The sequence below is a fragment of the Actinacidiphila glaucinigra genome (assembly GCF_900188405.1).
Lineage (GTDB): Bacteria > Actinomycetota > Actinomycetes > Streptomycetales > Streptomycetaceae > Actinacidiphila > Actinacidiphila glaucinigra.
Genome location: NZ_FZOF01000027.1, coordinates 24645 through 41929, shown reverse-complemented (window position 1 = coordinate 41929; position 17285 = coordinate 24645). Strand labels below are relative to the sequence as shown.

The window sequence follows — 17285 nt, the reverse complement described above, 5'->3', positions numbered from 1 at the left end:
GGACGGTCAGGCGCTCAGCAGGGCGACCAGGTCGGTTGCCACTTGGCGGTCGATCGGGGCCGGCACCGCCTGTACTCCCGGGACGAGCCGACTCTCCGCTGCGGAGGTGAGAGCCGCCAGGCTCCTGGCCTGGAGAGTGAGTCCGAGGTCCATGGCCTGGATGGGGTTTCCCTTGGCGGCCGTCAGGTTGATCATCTTGGTGTCGGCCAGGACGATGACCTCTCTGCCGTCCTTCAGACGGTGCACGGCGCGTTCCTGGCCGCTGGTTCCCGCGCGCTCGACGGTCGACGTACGCCCGGACAGGGCCTCGGCGTCCAGTTCCCAGGGCATGTGCCCGACGCCGGCGATCACCGCGCCGTCCGCGAGAACGTCCAGCTCCGCTGCGCCGATGACACCAGGGTGCCCGGTGGCAAGGAACAGCAGCTGGGTCTCGGGCAGGAGATCGCGCAGCGCTCCCACTGCATGCCCTGCCATGACGGCTTCGAGCGCGCGGTACGGATCGACGTCGGCCACCGAGACGCGGGCGCCGAGTTTGGCGAGGGTGTCGGCCACCCCCTTGCCGCACGGCCCGTAGCCGACGACGGTCGCCCGCGCTCCGGGGAGCATGAGGTTGGTGGCGTTCATGAAGCCTTGCACGACACTCTGCCCGACACCGTACTCGTTCTCGACCAGCAGCTTGAGGCGGCTGTCGTTGATGACGATCACCGGAAAGCCCGGCTGGGTGTCCCAGGAGCGGATGCGCAGTCCGCCGGTGGTGGTCTCCTCGGTGGCCCCCATGAGGGAAGGCAGACCGCCCCGTGCGAGCACGCCTTCGATCAGGTCGCCGCCATTGTCGAGGATCAGGTCGGGCTCCGAGTCCAGCACACCGGCGATGTTGTCGCGGTGCTGCTCCAGGCTGTCCGAGCGGTGGCCGATGACGTGCACGCCCGCGTCGCGCAGGGCAGCGGCGGTGGCTTCCTGAGTCGTGCCCGGGGAACCGGTGAGCGTGACATGAGCGCCTGCCTGGGCCAGGTGGGACACGAGCACGGCGGTCTTGGGTTCGATGTGGAGGCAGATGCCGATCCGCCGGCCGGCGAAGGCGCTGGAGTGGGTCTGCATGGTTGCCGCAAGCAGAGGCATGTGACGGGCGGCCCACTGGGTGTCGTCGTGGGAGATCGCGAAGGGCGCAGCGGAGAACTGGGACATGACAGGTTCCTTGGCTGTGATGGGAGCGTTGGTGCGTGCACTCGGTGCACGAAATGGCACGGATGCGAACCAGCGCTTCAGCCGTAGAACTCACTGCGGTAGGAGTGGTCGCCGAAGATGCACAGGCGGCGGCTTCTTCCGATCATGCTCATCGGGGCCTCCCTCCTGTGGAAACGGTCGCTGCAGCTCTCGGGCGACGAAACCACATCGTAAGTTACACGTATAACTAGACGCAACAGCTGCTCGCGTACTGACCTGCCGCCTCGCCTTGGTCGGGGGTCCGGACGTACCGATCTCCGGCAGCGCCGTGGACTTCCACTGGTACAGGGTGAGGGCGTGATCAGGCACCTTGGTCCGCTTCCGGATCCTGTCTGAGGGAGCGGTCGGCGGCCCGGGTACGACAACCCGCAGTTCACCCCACCGCCGTAGCCCGTGACCATCACGGGCGGGGAGGGCGCCTGAATGCGCCCCGCCCGCACGCCGAACCCGTCGACGGGCACCCCGTCAGCCTGAGCGTCTTCGTGAGCCATGTCCGTGCCCGGCAGCCCACTCTGCCCCGGCGGTGGGCTGCCGTGCTCGACGAACTCGGCATGGACTCCACATAGTTGACGGTGCCTGACGCGTGTTTGCACACGTTGGGCACCGTTCTGCGCTCGGGCCTGTGGGCCCAGCCTGCTGGCTACCCTCCTTCGATGAAGGTTGCCGTGGCGAAACCGATCACGACAGCGGTGGCCGTCGCGGCGGCACCGGCTGAGGTGGCGGAGTAGGCACCGAGTTCGCCGACCGCGCCGGCGAAGGTGCCAACGGCGAACCCGACGTTCGCTGAGGCCGAGGCGATGATCGCAATCACCATCCCCCTCGGCGTGCGGTGGCGGTTTGTATGAGCTGGCGTACCGTCCAAAGGGAACTCCTGGGTTCAAGGCGCGGCCAAGTTCGTACAGGGCCTACCGGTCAAACGTGAGGGGCAGTCGGCGGGCCCTTCACGTGTTAAGGCTAGGAAGGCGGGTTTCCCGGACGCGCTCGCAGTCGAAGGACGACCGGCTCAATCCTGGCGCGGGGGGTGATCCGGTGGCATTGCTGTGGATCTACCGGAGGGGGCCACGGCTGGGGGAGTTTTCGCTCCACACCCGGCCGGCGCAGCGCCAACGCGGCCATGGTCGGATCGGCAGGCGGCGAGCATGACGGCCCCGCCGTACCTGCCGCAGGTACCGCGTGGTTGGTGAACACATCGTTCAAGCCCGTTGGTGCGAGGCCTGCCGGCAGCCGATGCCCGGGAGCGCCGGCGCAGCGTCGCGCATCTTCTGCCAGTCCTCGACGGCCTCCCGGACGTCCGACAGGACCCGGCGCGGGTCCGTGGTGATCTGCTTCAGGTCCTCTCGGTCGTTCTCCACGTGGATCCAGGACTCGACCAGCACGTCGTCCGACACGTCGCCGAGCGTGCGGCGTCCAGCACCTCCAGCTGCTTCCCGGTCACGTCACGGCGCACCAGCATCTGCGGGTGGACGACGACGTGGATCGCGCGGTCCTGCCGGGACAGCTCGTTGGTGACGGAGTCGACCGGGAACAGCATGTCGTCGGTGACCACCTCGACGACGGTGCGGCTCACGTCCAGCCGTTCTCCTCCACCGAGGAGTGGGAAGGCGCGTTGCGGCCGCGGAGGCTCGCCGCCAGCAGGTTGCCGAAGGCGCCCGGGTCAGGCTCTTCGCTGACCGGGGAGTGGGACGACGTCCGCCATTTCAGCCGCGAGTTCCAGACGGAGTGCTCCTTGAGCGTCGACCTCTGGCCAGGCCGTGGGAACCACGGCCGATGTGGGGCCGACCGTCGTCCCGCTTCCCTGTGCCTACCTGCGCATCGCGCGATACAACGGGCTTGAGTTCCCGGACGCATTTGAGCCAATGGCCTGAGCGGCAGCCAGGTGGGCGTAGCTGCACCCGAGCACGACCAGGCCGGACGGGCCTCCTACCCGTGTGCCCTGGCCTGCACCGATACAGGGTTGCCCGCTGGGAGCTGTGACGTGAAAGGCGCCATCGGCATATCCAACTCGGGGTCTGCCAACCATACTTACCCGCGAGCAAGTCGCCATGTACGCGACATGGAGGGGGATCGGTTCTGATGCGCAGCACGCCCAGACGGCGGATGACCAAGGGTGCGGCACTTCTGGCAGCGGCAGCTGGATTGGTTGTCTTGGCGCCGGCACCGCAGGCAAACGCAGGGACCTGCACTCTCGGGTTCATCTGCGGCTACGTCGGAAACCGGCTGCCAAGCTCGTACACGGTCAAGGTTGCGGAGCTCGGCGTTGGTTCGGAGACATGCCGGACCGAAGAGGGCACGTTCACCTGCAAGACCTACTGGCTGCCCAGCGGTAAGCAGAGCAAGGACATCGGCGTCAAGGACGTGGATGCACTGACCGTCGAGAACGCGGCGTGGACCACGAACAACAACTCCACCTGGTTCGCCGCCGGTGCCTGGGAGAAGATATCGGACATCCAGGGGCGCTGGTGTTATGTGGAGGACGGACACCCGGCCTGCTACCAGAACTGACGGCCCCGGATTCAGGCCCGGGCGTCGTTTGCCGTCGCCCGGGCGCGGGCCGTGACACATCGGACGAGCACCCGCATCTGGATACCCGGTGTACGTGTCACCGAGCGCTCGGGCCGTCATGGCGGGGTGACGCGCGGTGCGAGCGTTGCCGTGTCGGCGCCGGAGAGTTCCTCGAGTGAGCGGCCGCGGGGCTCGATGCGGAAGACCCACGTCACGATGAACGCCAGTGCGCTGGTGGCGGCAACGGCGTACAGCAGTGCCGGGGTCCCGACGGCGTCCAGCGCCACCGGGAAGAGGAAGGTGCCGAGCGCCGCGCCGAGTTTGCCGCAGGCGGCCGCGAAGCCGTGGCCCGCGGACCGCACCTCGGAGGGGAACACCTCGGCGGGGAGGGCGAAGGTGGTGGCGTTCGGGCCCAGGTTCATGAAGGTGTTGAAGAGGGCGAAGCCGACAAAGATCAGGGGCAGATGGCCATCGCCGCCGCCGGGCAGTGATTCGGCGACGGCCAGCAGGCACAGCGCCACGGCCATCACGGCGAAGCCGGCGAGCTGCAGCGGTACTCGCCCGACCCGTTCCACCAGCAGGATCGCCAGCACGAAACCGAGCACCAGGAAGACGTCGAGCAGCGCCGTGCCCTCGGTCGAGGCGATGTCCTCGGCGATGAACGTGGCGTTAGCGCCGCCCAGTGCGAGCCCTGCGAGCAGCGTCGGGGTGAAGATCCCCACCCCGTATGTCGCGATGTCCATGAGGAACCAGGGGATCGCGGTGAACACCGTGCGCCGCCGCAGCTGCCTGGAGAACAACCGGGGCTGCGCGAAGGCCTTCAGGCCTTCCGGCGGCGCCTCGCCCCGTGCACGATCCGCCTCCGTCACCTGGCAGCGCCGCCCCGTCATGGCCTCCGCGATCTCGCGGGCCTCGCGTTCGCGCCCGTTCTGCGCGAGCCACCGGGGGCTCTCGGGTACGTTCCGCCGCAGCACGATGATCAGCAGCGCCGGCAGGACCCCGAAGCCCAGCATGAGCCGCCATGACCCTGTCTCCGGCAGCAGCAGGAGGATCACCACCCCCGCCACCGCCCCCAGCACGATCCCCGCCGCCTGCAGGCTGAACGCGCCGACAAGCCACCGCCCCCGGTTCCGCGAAGGCAGGATCTCCGCCACGTAACTCGCCGCGATCGGGTAGTCCAGCCCCACCGCGACCCCGAGCAGCAACCGGAACACGATCAGCGACCAGATGTCCCACGCGAACGCGCACGCCGCCGAGAAGACCACGAACAGCCACAGGTCGACCTTGAAGATCCGGCTCCGCCCGATCCGGTCGCCCAACGGTCCCAGCAGCGCCGCACCGAATACGGCCCCCACGATCGCCGCCGCCGACAGCAGTCCTCGCTCGGCCGCACTGCCCCCGAAGTCTTTCGCGATCAGCGGGTTCGCCACCGCGATGATGAAGAAGTCGAACCCGTCGAGCAGGATCCCCAGCCCTGCCAGCAGCCAGAACCTCATGTGCAGCCGCGACATCGCCGCACCGTCCAGGACCGCTCCCAAAGGCTGCGGCATCCGGGAAGAACCGTTGGTCACCACGTGGACGGAGTCAAAGCAACGGTTCGCAGTGGATCAACCTGCCGCGCCAAGCGGCCCCTGATCGCCATCTGCAGCCACCCGGTTGGGTGCTCACCGGTCGAGCGCGCACCTGCGGTATGTCGGTGGCGCCTTCACCGGCACAGCGTGCCGCCCGTCCTGGTACCGGATCCTGTGCCAGGCCGCATCGGCGGGTCATCGCCGGCCACGCGGACCCGTACCGGGTGGGAAGCACTACCGATCATGGCTAGCGACAGCTAGCATCGCTGCATGGCCAAGACACAGCTGAACGTCCGGCTGGACGAGGACACGGTGGAGGCGGCCCGCCAGGCGGCGGGCAACCGGCACATGTCCCTCCAGGAGTACATCGAGCACCTGGTGAAGTCCGACACCGATCCCGTTCGCAAGGCGTTCCTCGCGTCCGCGGCGAACGTGATCGAGGAGTTCGGGGACCTCATCGAGGAGCGCGTGCGTGAACCTCGCGGTTGACCTCGGCTGGATCCTGAGCGTTGCGAGCCAGGCGGGGGAGGACGATCCGGCCCCGGACGACTTCGGCGTGCCCCTGTCCGCTGTGGAGCGCCACAAGGCCCAACTGTTCGACCGGGATGTCTACGACGGGCCGGTGGCGCGGGCGGCCGCGCTGGCCCACTCGCTCGGGCGCCTGCGGTGGCTGGAGCGGTCGAACATGACCGTCGCCGTGGCGGTGACGGTGGCGTACCTGCAAGCCGCCGGCCGCCAGGTGAAACCGACCTGGGACGAGGTGCGGGCCCTCGTCGACGAGCTGCGCGACGAGGCGTGCACGGTGCAGAGCGTGGCGGCGTTGCTGCGGGAGTGGCCCGCCTGACGCAGTGCCGAAGAGGACCCCGGCCCCGAGAGGGCCGGGGTCCTCTGGCTTTCGTCGGCCGCTTGGTCCGGTGGCGGAACTCTGAAATACCTCACCGACCAACGGGACTGCCCGGCCGAAGAGTTGAGAGGTAAGACATTTCGTTCGACCAACGAGGAGCCTCGTCCTCCGGGCGTGGGTCACCGACCGGCAGGCCGTTACCCGATCGGTGGCCCCGCTGAAAAGGAACAGTGCCTCCGAGGCGTATTGGACGACCTGCGGTGTGAGATCTCCGTCAAGGTACTGTGCCGGACCTATGGGTGGCTTCACCGTACTCACGCGACTAGTGTGGAACAACGAGATAGCGACTCCAAGCAGGTGCATCAATGAGCATCGGAATGGCAAACTCGCCGTCGACTTACCCGCAATCTCAACCACCCGCTGGTTTTCGGTCCAAGTATGCGGAAGTAAATGGATTCCGTATGCATTACATGGAGGGCGGTCAAGGCTCGCCCGTGGTGATGATCCACGGGTTCCCTCAGACGTGGGCCGAGTGGCGACAGCAGATGGGTCCGCTCTCCAGGACTCACACCGTGATCGCCGTCGACCTGCGTGGCACGGGCAACTCGCAGGTCACGGAGAGCGGTTACCAGGCCGCTCAACTGGCTGAAGATGTGCATGAGCTGCTGAAGCAGCTGGGACTCAACAACGACATCCAGGTGGTCGCCCACGATGTCGGCGTGTGGGTCGCCTACGCCTACGCGGCGCAGTGGCCGTCGGAGGTGCGCCGCATGGCCGTGATGGAAGCCCCCATTGCGGATGGCAGCGCCTACAGCTACCCGGCTCTGAACGCCGACCCGGAGAAGCCCTCGCCATGGCACTGGGGCATGTTCCAGATGCCTCTCGCTGAACACCTCATCGCCGGTCACGAGCGAGTCTTCATCCAGGAGATGATCACTGCGTACCTGGTAGGCAACAAGTCACCGTTCACGCCGTCGGACTACGACTACTACGCCCACTTCCTGAAGGAGCCCGGCCGCACGACGGCCTGGATGAATGTATACCGCCAGTTCCGCACGAACGTTCAGCAGAACAAGGAGTTCCTGGCCCGGGGCAAACTGAAGATGCCCATTCTCGCCATCGGCGCACAGGATTCCTTTGGTGGAATAGTCGTCGACCAATGGCGTGATTACGCCGTGAACGTCGACGGACGAGTCCTGAAAAATTCGGGGCACTTCGTCACGGAGGAGAAGCCGCAGGAAGTGACAGCCATGCTGCAATCCTTCCTGCAGGAGTAGCTTTCACAGCCAAAAGGCCTTTTCCAACTTTCGTCTGTACTGGTCAGAGCGTTACCCGGGATGACCTGCTGGCGGGACGGAAGTCGAGATGGCGGACCCCGGCCGAGCCGCGCACCCCCCCTAGGCGCGCCGGATGACCAGCACGGCCACGTCGTCCAGGTGGTCCACGGCGGCCACAGCGTCGAGGATCAGGTCTGCCATCGCCTCGGCATCGAGCTGGTCGTGGAGGGCTTGGCCGGCCAGCGTGCCCGCTCGTTCCAATCCCGCTTCCAGTGTCAGGCCCGGCCCTTCGACCACGCCGTCGGTGACCATGACCAGCGCGGTGCCCTCCTCCAAAGTGAAGGTCTCCTCGGCGTAGTCGATATCGGGCAGGACTCCCAGGACCGGCCCGCCGGGAAGTGTGCGGATGCAGTGGGTGCCGTCGTCGCGTGCGTGGAGAAGCGGAACGTGGCCTGCGCTGGTGCCGATGACCTGACCGTCGCGCGGATTCACGTGCAGCATGGTGCAGCTGGCGAAGCGCGGTGCGTCCATCGTGGTGAGCAACTCGTTGGTGCGTGTCAGCACCGTTCCCGGCTCGGGCTCGTGGGCGGCGATCGCGCGCATGGACGAGCGCACCTGACCCATGAAAACCGCGGCATCGACGTCGTGCCCTTGGGCGTCGCCGATCTCGAGTGCGACCGCGCCATCGGGCAGGAAGAACGCGTCGTACCAGTCTCCGCCGATATCCAGCCCGTCCCGGCTGGGCTGATAGCGAGCGGCGACCTCCAGGCCCGGCAGGTGCTCGGGCAGTGTCGGGAGCATGCTCTGCTGTACCGCGGTGGACAGCTCGACGTGGGCCTGCTGCAGCCTGATCCGCTTCAGGGCCTGGCCTGCGAGATCGGCCAGAGTAGTCATGAAGGCGAGCTTCTCCAGGGACGGAGGGCGCTGACTGTCGTACGTCACTGCCCAGGCCCCGAGGGGCTGGTCGCCCGGCGGGCTGAGAGGAGTGATCGACACGGCGACATCGGGGCCTGGCGGTGTCTGGGCCCCACTGGTATCACTCAGGCGACACCGCGCGAGTTCCTCCTGGTTGGCGACGAACTGCGGCTGTCCGGTACGGATCGCACAGGGCAACGGTCGGTCCTCGTCAAGCGACTGACCGAGCAGGGCGTCGGTCTGCCATGTGGGGATCCCGGCGTCCGAGGAGACCCGCAGACGACCGTCGTCGACGAGCGCGAAGAGGGCGCCGAAACCGCCGAAGGCCGCGGCGAGCCGCGTCAGGACAACCTGCTGCAGCTCCTGCTCGGTGGCCGCAGTGAACAGGGCTGAGGAGAACGCGGCGATCTCATCGGCGCGCTGCCGCTCAGCACTCACCGCAGCCAGCAAGTCCTTTCGGCGTGCCTCCATCTTGGACTCGTCGCGGATCACCCCGAAGACCCGTTCGGAACCGCCGTATCCCAGCGTGATGTGCCGGGCTTGGCTGGCCAGCATGCGCCAGCCGTCGTGCTCGGTATGGAACCGCGACCTGATCCAGGGGGACTGGGCGGCGGACGAGCGCACAAGCCGCTGCACGTCCTTTCGGTCATCCGGGTGTACTCGCCGGATCACCATGGACAGGGACATCGACGCCTGCGGGAACAGCGCGGCCAGGGCGGGCTCGCCACCCAGCCACTCGATCTGGTGCTCATCGGGTGAACACATGAAGAGGCCGAGGTTGGCCGCCTTGGCTGCAAGGTCAAATGGGATCAGCAGGGCGCCGAGGTCATGTCGCGCGTCCAACGAGTGCAGCCACACGAGCCGCTCGCCACTTGCGGGGTCCGTTACGGGCCGTGCCTCGACAAGGCAGAGCACAGACGCTGCGCCCGCTCCCGGGAATTCCAGCACCCGCATCGCGAGTCTTTTCGTCGTGGCCCCGTGCGCCACCAGGCTCGTAGCCGAGATCCGCTGATCCTCGGACAGCAGATCAGCGAAGCCGCGGCCGATGCACTGTTCCTCGGGCCTGCCCAGCGCTGAGGCCATTGCGGCGTTGAGGGAGCGGATGACCCCGTCCAGGGTCAGAACAGCCGACGGTGTAGCCCTCCGCAGGAGTTCGTCCCAGGCGTCCATCTGCCGCTTCCTGACCATCGTCGAGCGATATGCCCTGATAGACGTAACAATCCTATCTGTCGCAGAGCAGGTCGCGCGTCCACTGGGGGCGGCGCGCGAACCCGAGCGGTGGCCCAGTCGGCGGCAGGTCTGCCTGTAGGGGGCTCGCCGCTGAGGTGGAATCCGTGACCTGCGAGCCCTGGGGCGTCGTCGAGAAGCACGTGACCGCAGTGTGCGTATCCGCCATGGCCTGTGAGTCGTAAGGCGGCTTCTGTACGCCATGGATGGGGCCGTCCGGCGTTGCCCCGTGCAGGATGCGGAGGGGCGAACCTTCCCCCGAACGGTGCGGAGTGCGGCTGTTGAGGGGCACCGCATGCGAGTGGGGGCGCAGCCTCGCCCACGGGTTGCGGTATGCGCCGGCGGGATGCCGGTCCAGGGACACGGACTGGACTGTTTCGTCCACTTAATCTAGGCTGTAGCGCGCCGAGTCGAAGCCAGGGCAGGCGGCTTTCACGTTGATTCGATCAGAGGTTTGAACCTCTTCATGGCGGCCGCCGATCGACTTTTGGCAACTTACCCACTATGAGGCTTTCTGATGCGCTGGAGGACCGAGATGCCCGACGTGCTGTTTTCGGACGCGGAATCGTCCGTGGTGGTGAGCAACAACGAGAAGGAGCATCGATACGAGATCTCCGTAGCCGGTGAGACGGCCGGCCATATGGGTTATCGAGTGATCGGCAATCGACGAGTGCTGATGCACACGGTCATCTACGACGCATTCCGCGGACAAGGTCTCTCCAACGTCCTCATCAAGAGCACCTTGGACTTTTTGCGCATCCACGGAAACACCATCTCAAATTACTGCCCGGTCGTCGACGGGTTCATACGCAAGAATCCCGAATACGTCAGCCTGGTCGACGTGAAACATTCAGGCACCTGGGTCTCGCCTTCATCGATCTGAGGGTTCGACTCAGTCCACGACGTAGGAACGTACGTAGTTCAACGCCATCTGCATGGAGATGCGCATCGGCTCGACGTCCTGGGCGGTCTGGGCCAGCAAGTAGCCGCCCTGCAAGGCGGCCATGACAGCGGTGGCGAGCTGCTCCGGGTCTGCCCCTTCACGCAGCGAGCCGTTCTCCTGCATGCGCTTCAAGCCTGCCGAGATGAGCTGCTGCCACTCGGCGAACGTCTCGGCGAGCTTGTTCCTCGACGTCGGGTCCTGCGCCGCCCGGGCGCTGACGAGCGAGCCCAACGCGCACCCGTAGGCACCGTCCTGCAAAGAGTTGAGATGGATGAGCTTGTCACTCCACCGTTCGAGCGCGCGAATGGAATTCATCCGCTCCAGCATCTGGCGATCGCGGTTCAGGACTTGATCGGTCCGCAGCTCGATGACACTGTGGACAAGCTGGTCTTTGTCCGCGAAGTGGCGATAGAGCTGAGATTTACTCGTCCCGCTTGTCGCTCGTACGTCGTCGAGTGAGACCGCGTTGACGCCCCTCACGTAGAAAAGGTCGGCAGCGGCCTGAACAATGCGGTCGCGGGTGACAGCCCCACGCGAGGTCAGGCGCCGCTCTTGCCTTGGAGCATCATCTACGGACATGTGCCCGATATTACTACGCGCGATCACCGGGTCTGCGGGAGAGCCCGAGAGCGGTGCCGACCCGCGCTCGGGGGTATCGGTCGGCCGCTCCCTGCCCAACTGGGCGTCGAGCGCATGAGGTGCAGCCTTCGCAGATGCGCGTGACTTCTCTGTCACCTGGACCACCTCCGCCTCCAGCTGGATGCGAACCGTGGGAACGCGCGGATCCGGGCCCGGCTTCCCCGCACGATGACTTTCGGCCGGCGGCCCGCGCCGGCACGCATCAGGTCCCACATGAGCACGGTGAGGATCCCGACGGTCGTGACATTCACAGGCGCCCACCTCATGGACTACATGGTCCTCTCTTTTGCGTTATAACGGAAGAGGACCGCGGGCTCCACGTCTTATGGAGCTGATACCCGACGATTATCGGTGGCGTTCGGTTCGTTCGACGAGTGCGTGTCCTGACGGCTCGGCCGCAGTGAACGACTCTGTTCCGTAATCGACGCCGGCGTCCGTGGCCACTGGAGAGGGGTGCGGGCGAAGCAGTGCGCCTCGGCTCGACATGGAAGGCAACAAGTCCGGCGGCAGCAGTATCCGCTCCGTGGCCGGCTGATACGCACCACCACTCCCTCGGGCACCACCTGGAAAAGGAGTATCACTGATGCGCGCTTCTCTCATGTACGGCGCTGGGGACGTCCGCGTCGAGAACGTACCCGATTCCGTCATCAAGTACCCGACGGACGCCCTGGTGCGGATCACCGCATCCTGCGTCTGCGGCACCGACCTGTGGCCGTACGCCTCACTGAAGCCCGAGGACGGTCCCGCACGGATGGGCCACGAGTTCATCGGCATCGTCGAAGACACCGGCTCGGAGGTGACCACCGTCTCGCGCGGCGACCTGGTTGTCTCACCCTGGAGCATCTCCGACAACACCTGCGAGTTCTGCCGTCAGGGCCTGCCCAGCTCCTGTATCCACCCCCAGGCGAACTTCTGGGACGGCGAGACGGACGAGGGTGCCCAGGCCGAAGCCATCCGCGTTCCTCTGGCCGACGGCACCCTCGTCAAGCTCCCCGTCGAAGCGGACTCGGCGCTCATCCCCTCCCTGCTGACGCTCTCCGACGTCTTCTGCACCGGCTACCACGCTGCCGTGTCAGGCGGAGTCGACGAGCGCACCCGCGTCACCGTGATCGGCGACGGGGCCGTCGGCCTGATGGCGGTCCTGTCTGCCAAACGGCTGGGTGCCGAGCAGATCGTCCTCATGGGCCGCCATCAGGCGCGCACCGACCTTGGCCTCGAGTTCGGCGCGACCGATGTCGTCTCCGCCCGCGGTGAAGAAGGGGTGGAAGCGGTCCGCGAACTCACCGGCGGATACGGCTCGCACGTGGTCCTGGAGGCCGTCGGCACCAGGCCCGCCTACGATCAGGCCCTTGGCATCGTCCGGCCAGGCGGGGTCATCAGCCGGGTCGGTGCCCCTCAGTACGAGGAAGCACCCATTGGCATCGGCAGCCTGTTCCGCCACAACATCCGCCTGGCCGGCGGCCCCTCACCGGCCCGCGCCTACATCGAAGGACTTCTGCCCGACGTCCTGAGCGGCACGATTGAGCCCGGGAAGGTCTTCGACGCCATCACCGACCTCGACGGCGTCCCGACGGGTTACCAGGACATGGCAGACCGCAAGAGCCTGAAGGTGCTCATCAAGCCCTGACCTCGGGCGATGGCAGGGTGTGGCGCAGTCCGCACCCACCTGCTGCGCGTCGGCCCCGCACGGTTCCCATGGTCGTGGGGCCGCGGTGACCAGCCGGCCGCTCGTTCGCCAGCCCGCTGTCCGTCGTCGCCGTCGCCCGGAGCCCGGACCGCAGGCGCCAGCGGGGCTGTCCCGGGTCCTGGGATGAAGCACGGGGCGCCTAAGAGTGGACCATCCAGACCAGTTTATGAATTGAGTATGCTGTTAGAGTCCAGGTTGGAGCGATGTTGTGGACCTTTTGGTTCACTTTTGGGGCCTGTAGCTGTCCGCGGGCGGCGCGCGGACGACTACGGGTTGCAGGGAGGTACTCGATGAAGGCGATAGTTGTGGCCGACCAGGCCGCGGGAACGGCCGGGATGAGGCTGGCGGAGCGTCCCAAGCCCGAGGCGGCCGGGAACGATGTGCTTGTTGAGGTTCACGCGTCCGGATTCACCCCGGGGGAGCTGACGTGGCCCTCGAACTGGACGGACCGCCTTGGCCGCGACCGAACACCTTCGATCCCCGGACATGAGCTCGCCGGAGTGGTCAGTGCCCTCGGCTATGGCACGACGGGGCTGTCCGTGGGACAGCGAGTCTTCGGCCTCACGGACTGGACTCGCGGCGGCACACTGGCGGAGTACGCGGCCGTCGAAGCACGTAACCTCGCGCCACTGCCCGGCGATGTCGCCTTCACGGTAGGCGCAAGCCTGCCGATCTCGGGCCTGACGGCATGGCAGGGGCTTTTCGAGCACGGGCGACTTCAGCCGGGACAGAGCGTCCTCGTGCACGGCGCGGCCGGCGGAGTCGGATCGATGGTGACGCAGCTCGCGCGCGAGGCGGGTGCTCACATCATCGGCACCGGTCGGGCCGCCGATCGTCAGACGGCGCTCGACTTCGGCGCGGCGGAGTTCGTCGACCTGGACAACGACACGCTCGAAGACGTCGGCGCAGTTGATCTGGTGTTCGACGTCATCGGTGGCGACATAGGGAAGCGATCCACGAGCCTGATTCGAGCAGGAGGAACGCTGGTGACCATCGCCGGCCCGCCGGAGGCGCGACCTGTGGACGGTCTGGCCATCGACTTTGTCGTCGAGTCCGACCGCGTCCAGTTGCGTGAGGTGGTCCAGCGGGTGCGGGACGGACGGTTGCGCACGGTCATCGGCAACGTCGCGACCCTCGATGAGGCCGTCGCGGCTTTCAATCCGACCGGGCGGGTCAGGGGAAAGACCATCATCCGCGTTCGTCCATGAAGACTCATCACCCCTCCAAGCGGACGATCTAGTCCACTCGGTGGTCGATAGGATTGCCCCGTCGTCCAGGCGGAGCCGGCACGGATACAGGAACTGGCGATGACCAAGGTGCTGTGGACTGACGCGAGCGGCTCGATCAGAGTCGTCAAGGACGAAGACAACAGGTTCTACGAGGTTCAAGAGGCCGGCGATTATGCGGGGCTGCTCGCCTACGAGCGCAAGGGCACTCGGTACAGCCTGACGCACACGTACGTCCAGGAGGGTTACCGAGGACGCGGCTTGGGGACCGCGTTGATCCGCGAGGCGCTGTGCGATCTGGTGAAGGAACGCGCGACAGTCACCAACCGGTGCCCCGTCGTGGATCGCTTCATAGACAAGCACCCCCAGTTCCGCGAGATCCTCGATCTCGGATCGCCGGCCGTCGACGACAGCCACAACTGAGGCGCCCGCCTACGGCGGAACGAGGCGCGGCCGCAGTCTGGCGGCCGGCAAGTGCGCACGTCGCGGCAGGGTGGGATTGACGAAATCCGTCTGCCTCGATTCCAAAGCTCTCAGAAGGGGCAGAGAATGGCGATCGCCAGCGGAGCTACAGCACGTGTTCGCATAATCCAGGCCGCTGCAGACCTCTTCTACGTCAAGGGTGTCAACTCGGTGACCTTGGATGACGTGCGAGCGGTCAGCGGGACCAGCAGGTCCCAGTTCAACCGCTGTTTTGCGGACAAAGACGAGCTTGTGCACAGTGTGATCGAGTTGCGTGCCGAGCAGATTCTCCACCGCGACCAACAGCACTTGGAACGGATGAGCTCCTTCCGGGCCCTGGAAGACTGGAACGATTCGATCATCCGCCTCAACTCTCTCCAGGACGGAGCCTACGGCTGCGCTCTGGGTGCGCTCGTCGGATCCCGTGCGCCTCAGGATCCCGCGGCCCGGAACCTGCTCGCTGAGAAGTTCGCCGAATGGCAAGAGCTGATTGCGGCCGGCCTGGGCCGAATGCAGGAGAACGGCTCGCTCAAGGAGGGGGTCGATCCTGCAAAGCTCGCTTTGTCCGTGATGGCCGCACTGCAGGGAAGCTACTTGCTCGCCCAGATGGCACGCGACGTCGAACCGATGCGCATCGCCATGGATATGGCGCTGGCCCACGTGAAGACGTACACCGTGGGCTGATGCGCGGCGAACGAGGCAGCACGAGGGGTCTCTCTGCGTCAGCTGTCCCGGAGCGGCAGCAGGCCGGACGGCCCCTCCGCTTCATGGCCGACGCCATCGTCAGGGCCGGAGGGTGCTCGGCGACTTCACCTGCGTTTTCCTCCCTACATGGACTGTTCAGTCCTTTGGGGTGGAGAGCCACAGTATAGGTGCCGCCGCAACCGGGGGCGGCGCCGACCGGGGAGAACGCCCGGCAGATCGCAAAGGAGCAATGACATGAGCGACAACGAAAAGCCATACGACATGGTCGTTTTCGGGGCCGGCAGCGCCGGGTACGCGGCCGCATTGCGCGGAGCCCAACTCGGGCTCAGCGTCGCCCTGGTCGAACGCCACAAGCTCGGGGGCACATGCCTCCACAACGGCTGCATCCCGACCAAAGCCATGCTGCATGCGGCGGAACTGGCCGATCAGGCACGCCAGGCCGGCGATGTGGGGGTGCGCTCGTCTTTTCAAGGCATCGACATGGACGCCCTGCACGCCTACAAGAACAGCGTTGTCTCAGGCCTCTGCAATGGGCTCACCGGCCTTGTCGACGCACGTGGCATCACCTACGTGGAAGGAGAGGGCCGACTGTCCTCGGCGACCTCCGTCGATGTCGGAGGCCGCCGACTCACGGGCCGCCACGTCGTACTCGCCACCGGGTCCGTTCCGAGAACCCTGCCCGGACTCGAGATCGACGGACGGCGAGTGATCTCGTCGGACCACGCTCTCACCCTCGACTACGTCCCCAAGTCCGTGATCGTGCTCGGCGGCGGAGTGATCGGCGTCGAGTTCGCCTCCGCGTGGTCGTCGTTCGGAGCCCGGGTCACCGTTGTCGAAGCCCTGCCGCACCTTGTCCCGGCGGAGGACGAGAGCGTCTCCAGCCGGTTGGAGACGGAGTTCCTCAAGCGGGGTGTCACCCTCCACCTCGGGGTCCCCTTCGTCGGCAGCGAGTACACGCAGGACGGCATCCGCGTCCGTCTGGCGGACGGCAAGGTGCTGGAAGCGGACCTCCTGCTCGTGGCCGTCGGACGAGGCCCTGTTTCCCAAGGCCTGGGTTTCGAAGAGGCGGGCGTCGTCATGGACAAGGGGCACGTGCTGGTCGACGAGTACATGCGCACCAGCGTCCCCACCATCTCAGCTGTCGGAGACCTGGTCCCCACTCCGCAGCTTGCACACGTCGGCTTCGCCGAGGGCATCCTCGTCGCCGACCGAGTGGCCGGGAAGACTGCTGTGCCGATCGACTACGACGGTGTCCCGCGGGTCACCTTCTCCCGCCCTGAGATCGCGTCGGTCGGCCTGACGGAGGCCAAGGCCAAGCAGGCGTACGGGGCCGGGAACGTCGACTTCGTCGTCTACGACCTCGCGACCAACGCTCGTAGCCGGACGTTGAGAACGGAAGGGCATGTCAAGGTCGTCCGGAGGAAGGACGGGGCAGTCGTCGGTGTTCACATGATCGGTGACCGGATCAGTGAGCAGATCGGGGAAGCGCAGCTCATCTACAACTGGGAAGCGTGGCCTCAGGACGTCGCCGGCCACGTCCACGCCTACCCGACACAGGGTGAGGCGCTCGGTGAGGCGACTCTCGCGCTGACAGGCAAACCGCTGCACTTGCACGTCTGACCCCGCGAAAGCACCGCTCGGCGACCGCGATGCGCGGCAGCCATGCCCGTCGCCAGCCTCCGTTCAGTCGTAGTTCCGGCACTGTACAGGCGCCCGGGACGGCCTCTGGCCGCCAGACTCCGCCGCCCACGATCGTCCCTTTTACGAAGAGCTACACAGTCCATACTCCACGGCTTCAGTTCTGGACATGATTGCCTCTGACCTGTGGGTTTCCTGAGGCGATGTTCAGGGATCCCCGAGATAAAGAGGACTTGACAGTCCCGTTTTTTCTTTGAGAAGCTGGATGCGAGTTCGTCGTAACCAGTGGCCTTCGCTCGGAGCAGGAGCTGCCCGACTCACATCCAAGGCCCGGGCTCCCGAAAGGTCGCGGCGCGCGAAAGCCGTCTGTCTCTTCCCCCGGATTGCGACGGCCGCATTCCCTAGCGAACGCGAGGCAGTCCCAT

The 17285-nt window shown here is 66.4% G+C and carries 15 protein-coding genes and 1 pseudogene; 10 read left to right on the top strand and 6 right to left on the bottom strand.

What is annotated here, in order from left to right; all coding sequences use genetic code 11:
* Window positions 1–6: 6 nt before the first annotated feature.
* From CHF15_RS35230 to CHF15_RS45220, 3 genes and pseudogenes are all read right to left on the bottom strand, one after another.
* Window positions 7–1185: an adenosylhomocysteinase gene (locus CHF15_RS35230; RefSeq protein WP_089227991.1), complete on the bottom strand. Its 1179-nt coding sequence runs from the start codon at window positions 1183–1185 to the stop codon at window positions 7–9.
* A 679-nt stretch (window positions 1186–1864) separates the two neighbouring features.
* Window positions 1865–2038, bottom strand: a complete 174-nt coding sequence (locus CHF15_RS45225; protein WP_179280104.1) for a hypothetical protein — start codon at window positions 2036–2038, stop codon at window positions 1865–1867.
* 430 nt (window positions 2039–2468) lie between these two features.
* Window positions 2469–2814: pseudogene (locus CHF15_RS45220) on the bottom strand (hypothetical protein); the annotation flags it as partial.
* Between the two features lie 483 nt (window positions 2815–3297).
* Here CHF15_RS45220 and CHF15_RS35220 point away from each other — a divergent pair.
* On the top strand, window positions 3298–3726 hold the full coding sequence (locus tag CHF15_RS35220) for a hypothetical protein (RefSeq protein WP_143681712.1): 429 nt from the start codon (window positions 3298–3300) through the stop codon (window positions 3724–3726).
* A 116-nt stretch (window positions 3727–3842) separates the two neighbouring features.
* On the opposite strand, the gene CHF15_RS35215 is transcribed toward CHF15_RS35220, so the two are convergent.
* Entirely contained in the window at window positions 3843–5276 is a 1434-nt protein-coding gene (locus tag CHF15_RS35215; RefSeq protein WP_089227989.1) for an MFS transporter, read from the bottom strand.
* Window positions 5277–5567: 291 nt separating this feature from the next.
* Between CHF15_RS35215 and CHF15_RS35210 the strand changes: the two genes are divergently transcribed.
* From CHF15_RS35210 to CHF15_RS35200, 3 genes are all read left to right on the top strand, one after another.
* The gene (locus CHF15_RS35210; protein ID WP_018559404.1) at window positions 5568–5786 is read left to right on the top strand and encodes a hypothetical protein; all 219 of its coding nucleotides are present in this window, start codon (window positions 5568–5570) and stop codon (window positions 5784–5786) included.
* Window positions 5770–6141, top strand: coding sequence for a fic family toxin-antitoxin system, toxin component (locus tag CHF15_RS35205; protein ID WP_089227988.1), 372 nt, complete (start codon window positions 5770–5772; stop codon window positions 6139–6141). Before CHF15_RS35210 ends, CHF15_RS35205 begins: the two co-directional genes overlap by 17 nt.
* Before the next feature lie 365 nt (window positions 6142–6506).
* Entirely contained in the window at window positions 6507–7418 is a 912-nt protein-coding gene (locus CHF15_RS35200) for an alpha/beta fold hydrolase (RefSeq protein WP_089227987.1), read from the top strand.
* Window positions 7419–7538: 120 nt separating this feature from the next.
* On the opposite strand, the gene CHF15_RS35195 is transcribed toward CHF15_RS35200, so the two are convergent.
* Window positions 7539–9503, bottom strand: coding sequence for a SpoIIE family protein phosphatase (locus tag CHF15_RS35195; RefSeq protein WP_179280103.1), 1965 nt, complete (start codon window positions 9501–9503; stop codon window positions 7539–7541).
* Between the two features lie 592 nt (window positions 9504–10095).
* On the opposite strand from CHF15_RS35195, the gene CHF15_RS35190 reads away from it, so the two are divergent.
* Window positions 10096–10443 (top strand): GNAT family N-acetyltransferase, encoded by a 348-nt coding sequence (locus CHF15_RS35190; protein WP_089228030.1) that lies wholly within the window; start codon window positions 10096–10098, stop codon window positions 10441–10443.
* A gap of 9 nt (window positions 10444–10452) precedes the next feature.
* Here CHF15_RS35190 and CHF15_RS35185 read toward each other — a convergent pair whose 3' ends face one another.
* On the bottom strand, window positions 10453–11082 hold the full coding sequence (locus CHF15_RS35185) for a TetR/AcrR family transcriptional regulator (protein ID WP_089227985.1): 630 nt from the start codon (window positions 11080–11082) through the stop codon (window positions 10453–10455).
* Window positions 11083–11725: 643 nt separating this feature from the next.
* Between CHF15_RS35185 and CHF15_RS35180 the strand changes: the two genes are divergently transcribed.
* The 5 genes from CHF15_RS35180 to lpdA all read left to right on the top strand — a co-directional run bounded on the left by CHF15_RS35180 (window position 11726) and on the right by lpdA (window position 16842).
* Complete coding sequence (locus tag CHF15_RS35180) at window positions 11726–12769, top strand: zinc-binding dehydrogenase (RefSeq protein WP_089227984.1); 1044 nt, start codon at window positions 11726–11728, stop codon at window positions 12767–12769.
* A gap of 350 nt (window positions 12770–13119) precedes the next feature.
* Complete coding sequence (locus tag CHF15_RS35175; RefSeq protein ID WP_089227983.1) at window positions 13120–14037, top strand: NADP-dependent oxidoreductase; 918 nt, start codon at window positions 13120–13122, stop codon at window positions 14035–14037.
* Window positions 14038–14136: 99 nt separating this feature from the next.
* Window positions 14137–14478: a GNAT family N-acetyltransferase gene (locus CHF15_RS35170; protein ID WP_089227982.1), complete on the top strand. Its 342-nt coding sequence runs from the start codon at window positions 14137–14139 to the stop codon at window positions 14476–14478.
* Between the two features lie 126 nt (window positions 14479–14604).
* Window positions 14605–15201, top strand: coding sequence for a TetR/AcrR family transcriptional regulator (locus tag CHF15_RS35165; RefSeq protein ID WP_089227981.1), 597 nt, complete (start codon window positions 14605–14607; stop codon window positions 15199–15201).
* A 255-nt stretch (window positions 15202–15456) separates the two neighbouring features.
* Entirely contained in the window at window positions 15457–16842 is a 1386-nt protein-coding gene (lpdA, locus tag CHF15_RS35160) for a dihydrolipoyl dehydrogenase (RefSeq protein ID WP_089227980.1), read from the top strand.
* The last annotated feature ends 443 nt before the right edge of the window (window positions 16843–17285 follow it).

What these genes read in the sequence shown, in the direction of transcription:
- CHF15_RS35230 (WP_089227991.1), bottom strand. Translation starts at nt 1,185, where the DNA reads ATGTCCCAGTTCTCCGCTGCGCCCTTCGCGATCTCCCACGACGACACC.
- CHF15_RS45225 (WP_179280104.1), bottom strand. Translation starts at nt 2,038, where the DNA reads ATGGTGATTGCGATCATCGCCTCGGCCTCAGCGAACGTCGGGTTCGCC.
- CHF15_RS35220 (WP_143681712.1), top strand. Translation starts at nt 3,298, where the DNA reads ATGCGCAGCACGCCCAGACGGCGGATGACCAAGGGTGCGGCACTTCTG.
- CHF15_RS35215 (WP_089227989.1), bottom strand. Translation starts at nt 5,276, where the DNA reads ATGCCGCAGCCTTTGGGAGCGGTCCTGGACGGTGCGGCGATGTCGCGG.
- CHF15_RS35210 (WP_018559404.1), top strand. Translation starts at nt 5,568, where the DNA reads ATGGCCAAGACACAGCTGAACGTCCGGCTGGACGAGGACACGGTGGAG.
- CHF15_RS35200 (WP_089227987.1), top strand. Translation starts at nt 6,507, where the DNA reads ATGAGCATCGGAATGGCAAACTCGCCGTCGACTTACCCGCAATCTCAA.
- CHF15_RS35195 (WP_179280103.1), bottom strand. Translation starts at nt 9,503, where the DNA reads ATGGACGCCTGGGACGAACTCCTGCGGAGGGCTACACCGTCGGCTGTT.
- CHF15_RS35190 (WP_089228030.1), top strand. Translation starts at nt 10,096, where the DNA reads ATGCCCGACGTGCTGTTTTCGGACGCGGAATCGTCCGTGGTGGTGAGC.
- CHF15_RS35185 (WP_089227985.1), bottom strand. Translation starts at nt 11,082, where the DNA reads ATGTCCGTAGATGATGCTCCAAGGCAAGAGCGGCGCCTGACCTCGCGT.
- CHF15_RS35180 (WP_089227984.1), top strand. Translation starts at nt 11,726, where the DNA reads ATGCGCGCTTCTCTCATGTACGGCGCTGGGGACGTCCGCGTCGAGAAC.
- CHF15_RS35175 (WP_089227983.1), top strand. Translation starts at nt 13,120, where the DNA reads ATGAAGGCGATAGTTGTGGCCGACCAGGCCGCGGGAACGGCCGGGATG.
- CHF15_RS35170 (WP_089227982.1), top strand. Translation starts at nt 14,137, where the DNA reads ATGACCAAGGTGCTGTGGACTGACGCGAGCGGCTCGATCAGAGTCGTC.
- CHF15_RS35165 (WP_089227981.1), top strand. Translation starts at nt 14,605, where the DNA reads ATGGCGATCGCCAGCGGAGCTACAGCACGTGTTCGCATAATCCAGGCC.
- lpdA (WP_089227980.1), top strand. Translation starts at nt 15,457, where the DNA reads ATGAGCGACAACGAAAAGCCATACGACATGGTCGTTTTCGGGGCCGGC.